This is a genomic window from Streptomyces sp. NPDC024687 (genome assembly GCF_055559055.1).
Window position 1 is genome coordinate 1 of the sequence record NZ_JBVHLJ010000005.1, and the last position, 6055, is coordinate 6055.

A 6055-nucleotide genomic window follows, 5' to 3' on the forward strand; every position below is an offset into this window, starting at 1 on the left:
CAGGGTTGGGTTCAAGGTCGCCGACATGGCGCGGACCCGTCTCGGGCCGCTGTGCGGCGGCCCGGGTTTCATCTCTCGCCGAGAACGACCCGGCGTGAAAGCCGGTGTGCGAAGTGCTCTCGGTACGGTCCACACTACTCCGCGCCCCGCCGCGACGCGGAGCGACGGCCGCCTAGAAATGGAGCAGTCGCTGGGTGATCTCCCGGTATTGCCTCAGCGCGAGCCGGAGTTCGTCGGACTGCGTCTCGGGATCCCGGTCCTGCCAGCCGGCGCGCAGGACCTGCCGCCGTTCCGCGAGGGCGTTCACGAGCTGGGCGGTGGCTTCGTCGTAGGCGCTTTCGGCCTCTTCCAGCGCCTCGCGCGGTGTGTCGGCGAAGGCGTTGAGGGCATGCCGGAGGCGCTGGAGAACCTTGTCCTGTCCGTCCGACGGGACCAGTGGCTCCGGGCCCGTCCGGCGACGGTCGGCGGAGACCCGGGCCTGCCCCTCGGGCTGCTGGGCGCGCGTCTGGTCGTACATCATCGGGCGTCGCCTCCGTTCCGTGCGAAGGTGGCCTTGGCCTTGTCGACGGCCTGTTTCACGCTTGCGGAGACTCGGTCGGCCCTGCCCCGGCGTTGCAGCCGCCTGTTGTGGGTGACCCGGCCGAGTTCTTCGGTGATCCTGCCCTTCATCGCCTGCGCCTGGTTCCTGGTGGTCCGTGAAACGGTCATGCCGACTCCCTGTTGTCCGGTGGGCGGACCCTCGCGGGGGTTCCGGGGATCGCGCCCCTGTGCCGTGCGGGCGGTTCGTGTCGGGCCATGACCCGTGGCGACGCGGTGCCGCGCAGGGTCACTTCCCTACCGCCAGTCAGGCGGCGTGTGCGGTGTCGGCGTGGTACGACGAAGAGGTGTGCCCGGTCTGTTCCGCCGTTATGAGAGCGGTCGCGGTCGCCTGCGGGTCGGTGCTCGCGCTCGCGGCGGCCATCAGCCGGGCGGCCGAGGGGGCGACGGTCTCGGGGGGAACCACCAGAAGGTCCCAGGGGCCCGACGTGCCGGACAGCAGCAGGATCTTGTGCGGGTCCAGCTCCGAGGTGAACCAACCGACCCTCACCGTATGACCGTTGACGAAGATCCTGGGCGGGATGACCGGCCAGTAGCGGGGGTTGACGGCGATACGGGTGATCCGTCCCCACAGCGGGTCCAGTACGTCGGCCAGCGAGGGGAGTTCGTGGGCCAGGTCGCGTGAGCGGGGCCACCAGGCGCCGTCCAACTCGGCATGTTCTGAAGTGGGGTTCACGAGTTTGAGCGCGAGACGCGCGGTCGGTGCCCTGAAGGGCACTGCGCGCGGCGCGGGATGGTCGGTGGTCGCGGACATCGTGCGGACCCGTCCCCGGACCCCTGCGCGCGGGCAGATGTCCGGTGTCGTTGCTCACCAGGAACGGAACCGGCGTCGGGGCCGGTGCGCGAGGTACTCCCGATGACTTCACGCTACTCCTCGCCGAGGCCGACCGGACGGCCGGACGGCCCGGACGGCTCCAGGAGGTCTCCTCACGTCCAGTGGTCGTCCTCGCCCGAGGCGCGGCTGGTCTCGGGCCAGGAGCGGGCCGGCCCTGCCGCGCGGGCGGCAGCTGCGCTGTTCACGGTGAAGGAGACGCTCCGGCACCCCACCATCACGATGGCGCAAGCGGCACCTGATCCGCAGGCCATGGGCACATCCGCTCACGCATCGCTCACGCAGTGGCTTGAGAACGAAGCAGCGCCCGAGCCAACCGAAGCCGACTCAGGCGCTGCATAGCAGGTCAGAGGGCATATCCCCCGCCTACGAGCCGTAGGCCCTGTGGGACTCGAACCCACAACCAATGGATTAAAAGTCCACTGCTCTGCCAATTGAGCTAAGGGCCCAGGCGATGTTGCCTCCCCGAGCATAGCCGGACGTGGCCGTGTCTCCGATCGGGTATCCGGGACACGGCCGTGTCGGGCGGGCGGAACGGGCGGGAAGATCAGGGATCGACCGGTTCGGGCGCGTTCGCGCGGGCCGCCTCGCGGGCCTTGGTGCGCTCGTGCTCGGGGTTGAGGAACCAGTGCCGGGCCGAGGCCGCCCACCAGGTCCAGGCGAAGCCGAGGACGACCAGGACGGCGATCGGGGCATAGTTGAAGGTCTCCCAGGTGACGGGGGAGACCTGCGGGAGCATGAAGAGGATCGTGATGACGGCGACCCACGCCACCGAGACCACTCCGATTGCACGGGACCAGCGGCCCAGGTGCCACGGCCCGCGCTGGAACCCCTCACCCTTGCGCAGCCGCAGCAGCGTCGGGATGACGTACGCGATGTACAGACCGATCACCGCGACGGACGTCACCGCCGCGTAGGCCGTGTAGTTGATCAGGTACGGCAGCCCGAGCAGCAGTGCCCCCGCCGCCGCCAGCCACACCGCCGCCACCGGGGTCCGGGTGCGGGGGCTCACCGTGTGCCAGATGTGCGAGAACGGCAGCGCGCCGTCGCGTGAGAAGGCGTAGATCATGCGGCTGTTGGCGGTCACCGAGGCCATTCCGCAGAACAGCTGGGCGCCGATGACGACCAGCAGCAGGAGCTTGCCGGCCGTGGCGCCGAGCGCGTCGAGGAGGATCTGGGCCGGCGGCGCGCCGGTCGGGGAGTTCAGGGCGCCGTCGTAGGACTGGATGGCGAAGGTGAAGCCGAGGAGCAGGACGAAGCCTGCTATCCACGACGTCCAGATCGACTGGACGATGCCCTTCGGGCCCGCCGTGGACGCGTCGTGGGTCTCCTCGGTCATGTGGGCCGAGGCGTCGTAGCCGGTGAAGGTGTACTGGGCCATCAGGAGGCCGAGCAGGACCACGTAGAAGCCGCTGCCCCAGCCCGTGTTGTTCACGAACTCGCCGAAGACGAAGGACGCCGACTGGTGGTGGTCCGGGGCGAAGGTGAGGGCTCCGACGATCACCGCGACGCCGACCACGTGCCACCACACGCTCACGCTGTTCAGCAGCGCCACGATCCGCACACCGAAGGTGTTCAGCAGGCCGTGCAGGACCAGGATCGCGGCGAACAGCAGCACGGTCCGGCCGGGCGTCACCTCGAAGTCGAACTGCAGGTTCAGATAGGCACCGAGGAAGGACGCGGCGCCGAAGTCGATGCCCGCCGTCACCGCCACCTGGCCCAGTACGTTGAACCAGCCCGTGAACCACGCCCAGGCGGCCGCGGTCCGGGGCGGCGCCAGGCGGTGGGCCCAGAAGTACAGGCCCGCGGAGGTCGGGTACGCCGAACAGATCTCGGCCATCGCCAGGCCGACGAAGAGCGTCATCAGGCCTACGACCACCCAGCCCCAGGTGATCACGGCCGGGCCGCCCGTGTTCATGCCGAAGAGGTAGAGGGTCAGACAGCCCGACAGGACCGAGATGATCGTGAAGGAGACCGCGTAGTTGGAGAACGCCGACATGCGGCGGGCGAGGACCTGCGTGTAGCCGAGCTGGGCAAGCCGTTCTTCGTCGGAGAGCCCACTCACTCTGTCGTCATCTGTCATGCCCCCAGCGATTCCCTCACCGGGGGCGTGACATGCATCACAACTTGGCTAGAAAATGCCCTTGTAGCCCTGCCAGCCGGTGGCGATCTTCACCCGCGGCCCGAACGACCCCTTGCCGTTGCCGTCGTTGCGGTACAGATTGCCGCCGGTGTCCCGGGAGACCAGGTCGTTCTTCCCGTCCCCGGTGATGTCCCCGACGCCGACGACCACGTTGTACGAGGCCCCCCAGTTGGAGAAGACCTTCACCCGTTCCTTCACCTGGCCGGTGCCGGTGCCGTCGTAACGCCACAGCGTCCCGGCCCTGTCCTGCACCAGGACGTCACCGAAACCGTCGCCGTTGAGGTCACCGGCGCCGACGATCTTCTTGTACGTCCCCCAGCTGCGGATCTTCACGCCCGGCTTGAGCTTGCTCGCGCCGTCGTTGGCGAACAGGTAGACGTCCCCGGTGGAGGCCTTGCGGGCCAGCAGGTCGGTCCGGCCGTCGCCGGTCAGGTCGCCGGGCGCGGTGAGGACGTTGTACGCGTTCCAGCCGGTGCCGAGGGAGGTGTGGCTGTTCGACGGGCTGTACGACCCCCCGCACATGCCCGCGTACCGTCGCAGCTCGCCGTTCGGCATCCGGACCAGCATCTCGGCGCAGCGGTCCTTGCCCATGTCGCCGAAGGGAACGGCGACGGTGCCGACGGGCCAGCCGGACGCGCTGTCCTTGAAGTCGAAGGTGCCCTTGCCCCTGGTGTACTGGAGCGTCAGGGCACCCGAGGAGTTGAGGGTGACGAGTTCGCCGTAGCTGTAGCGGCCCTGGTCGTGATGGCCCTGGCGGCCGCCGGTGAGCCCGAACGTGCCGGTCGTCGTGTACGTGCCCGCGCCGTCGGCGGCGGTGGCGGTCAGCGTCCAGGTCTTCGGGCCGTTGTACGCGTACGCGCCCGACTCCGTCTTTCCGTCCCAGGCCAGGTCGATCGCCGTACCGCTGCCCCTGAGGGTGCGGTCGGTGCGGCCCTGGGCGTCCTTCACCGTGAAGGTCCAGTCGGCGGGCTTGTTCAGCTGCCAGACGCTGTTCCAGGTCATGCTGCCGCTGTAGCGGCCTGCGGCGTCGAAGTCGCTGTCGTCCAGGTCCGCCTCGATCTTCGCGAGCGGCTGCGCGGGCACCCCGCTCGGCACTACCCGGATCGAGCGGTCCGTACCGACGTAGGCGACGCCCCCGCCGAACTTGTCCACGGTCCAGGTCAGCCGCCGCTGGTCGGCCGTGTTCCCGCCCGGCAGGTCGGCGATCGCGCGCGCGGCGGCGGCCGTACCGGAGTGGAAGTCGGTGAGCATGAGCTTGCCGGCGCTCCGGTCGTGCTGGACGAGGTAGCCGTCACCGACGAGGGCAGGGCCGGAAGGCACGGTGATGTTCTTCTTCGCCGTACGGTCGTACACGCCCGCGGCGCCCGTGGGACCGCAGTTCCAGTAGATCCAGCGGCCGACGACCTGGAGCTCCTTGACCGTGCAGGGGGCTCCGGTGGAGACGGTCGTGACGGTCTTCTTCGACTCCAGGTCGTACTGGGTGACGACGCCGTTGCCCGAGCCCGGCGTCCACAACGCCGAGCCCCAGACGGAGGCGGCGGTGACGGAGCGGGTCAGACGGACGTCCTCGTCGCGGTACCGGTTGGCGGCGTCGACGTACTGCTTGCCGGTGGAGGCCGCGTTGTAGACGAAGTAGCGGCCGGTGGCGTCCACGAACCGGCCGCCGGTAACGGCCGGTTCCGTCCCGTGGTAGTTGTTCCGCGTCACCCAGACCTGGGCGCGCTCCTTCCCGTACTCGTCGACCTGGAAGTAGCCGACGCTCTGGTTACCGGTGGAGCGCAGTGGCACGCAGTCGCCCGCGTCGCACGGCACCCGCTGGAGGTGGGTGCCGTCGGCGAAGACGCCGGCGTATCCGCGGGTGGCCTCTTCCAGCACGGCGGAGCCGTCGGGTGAGACCTGCCGGCCGACCACGTACTGTTCGCCGTTCGGCCGGTACTCGACGCTGGTCAGATAGCCGGCGGCGTAGTCGATGCCCCACACGCCGTCCGTGGCGATCGGTGTCGGGGTGGTGTCCGCGGCGGCCGGGCCCGCGGCCGTCAGGGTGCCGGCGCTCAGCGCGGCCAGCGAGACAAGAGTGAGTGCGATCCGGGCACGCCGGGTCAAGGGTCCCTCCCCAGGGAAGTCAGAAAAGGCGCGGCGGCAGGCCTTGTCTTCCCCCTCGGCCACACTCCGTCACGCGATCAACGGATGTTAACAACTGCCCCACAGGGTGCGGTAGTCGAATACGAATACGAAAAGGGCCCGCACGACCGAAGTCGTACGGGCCCAGCTCAGCTCACGCTGTGTCAGCCGTTGCGCTTCCAGCGCGGCTTGTCGTCGCGGCGGCCGAAGGAACCGGTGCCGGTGCCGGTGCCGGTGGTGCGGTGGTCGTCACGACGGCCGGTGGGGCGGTCGTGGCCGCCGGAGCGGAAGCCACCGGTGGGGCGGTCGCCCTGACGGTCGCGGTTGAAGGGACGGTCGCTGCCACGGTGGGTGGACGGACG

5 protein-coding genes, 1 tRNA gene and 1 pseudogene are annotated in these 6055 nt (G+C 69.6%); all 7 read right to left on the reverse strand.

Annotated features, from left to right (window positions below):
- Window positions 1-172 precede the first annotated feature (172 nt).
- Window positions 173-520 carry a hypothetical protein gene (locus ACZ39I_RS20070; RefSeq protein WP_467245716.1) on the reverse strand — a complete coding sequence of 116 codons (348 nt, stop codon included), beginning with the start codon at window positions 518-520 and terminating at the stop codon, window positions 173-175.
- A complete protein-coding gene (locus tag ACZ39I_RS20075) occupies window positions 517-708 on the reverse strand; it encodes a CsbD family protein (RefSeq protein ID WP_467245717.1) in 192 nt (63 codons plus the stop codon). The genes ACZ39I_RS20070 and ACZ39I_RS20075 overlap by 4 nt, the downstream gene beginning before the upstream one ends.
- A gap of 136 nt (window positions 709-844) precedes the next feature.
- A complete protein-coding gene (locus ACZ39I_RS20080) occupies window positions 845-1351 on the reverse strand; it encodes a DUF5994 family protein (protein WP_467245718.1) in 507 nt (168 codons plus the stop codon).
- A 454-nt stretch (window positions 1352-1805) separates the two neighbouring features.
- A tRNA-Lys gene (locus tag ACZ39I_RS20085) sits at window positions 1806-1878 on the reverse strand.
- A gap of 98 nt (window positions 1879-1976) precedes the next feature.
- Window positions 1977-3512 (reverse strand): amino acid permease, encoded by a 1536-nt coding sequence (locus ACZ39I_RS20090; RefSeq protein ID WP_467245719.1) that lies wholly within the window; start codon window positions 3510-3512, stop codon window positions 1977-1979.
- Between the two features lie 48 nt (window positions 3513-3560).
- Window positions 3561-5675 carry an FG-GAP repeat domain-containing protein gene (locus ACZ39I_RS20095; protein ID WP_467245720.1) on the reverse strand — a complete coding sequence of 705 codons (2115 nt, stop codon included), beginning with the start codon at window positions 5673-5675 and terminating at the stop codon, window positions 3561-3563.
- 182 nt (window positions 5676-5857) lie between these two features.
- Window positions 5858-6055: pseudogene (locus ACZ39I_RS20100) on the reverse strand (DEAD/DEAH box helicase); the annotation flags it as partial.

Excerpts from the sequence above, each read along its gene's own strand:
- ACZ39I_RS20075 (WP_467245717.1), bottom strand. The coding sequence starts at position 708 with ATGACCGTTTCACGGACCACCAGGAACCAGGCGCAGGCGATGAAGGGC.
- ACZ39I_RS20070 (WP_467245716.1), bottom strand. The coding sequence starts at position 520 with ATGATGTACGACCAGACGCGCGCCCAGCAGCCCGAGGGGCAGGCCCGG.
- ACZ39I_RS20080 (WP_467245718.1), bottom strand. The coding sequence starts at position 1,351 with ATGTCCGCGACCACCGACCATCCCGCGCCGCGCGCAGTGCCCTTCAGG.
- ACZ39I_RS20090 (WP_467245719.1), bottom strand. The coding sequence starts at position 3,512 with ATGACAGATGACGACAGAGTGAGTGGGCTCTCCGACGAAGAACGGCTT.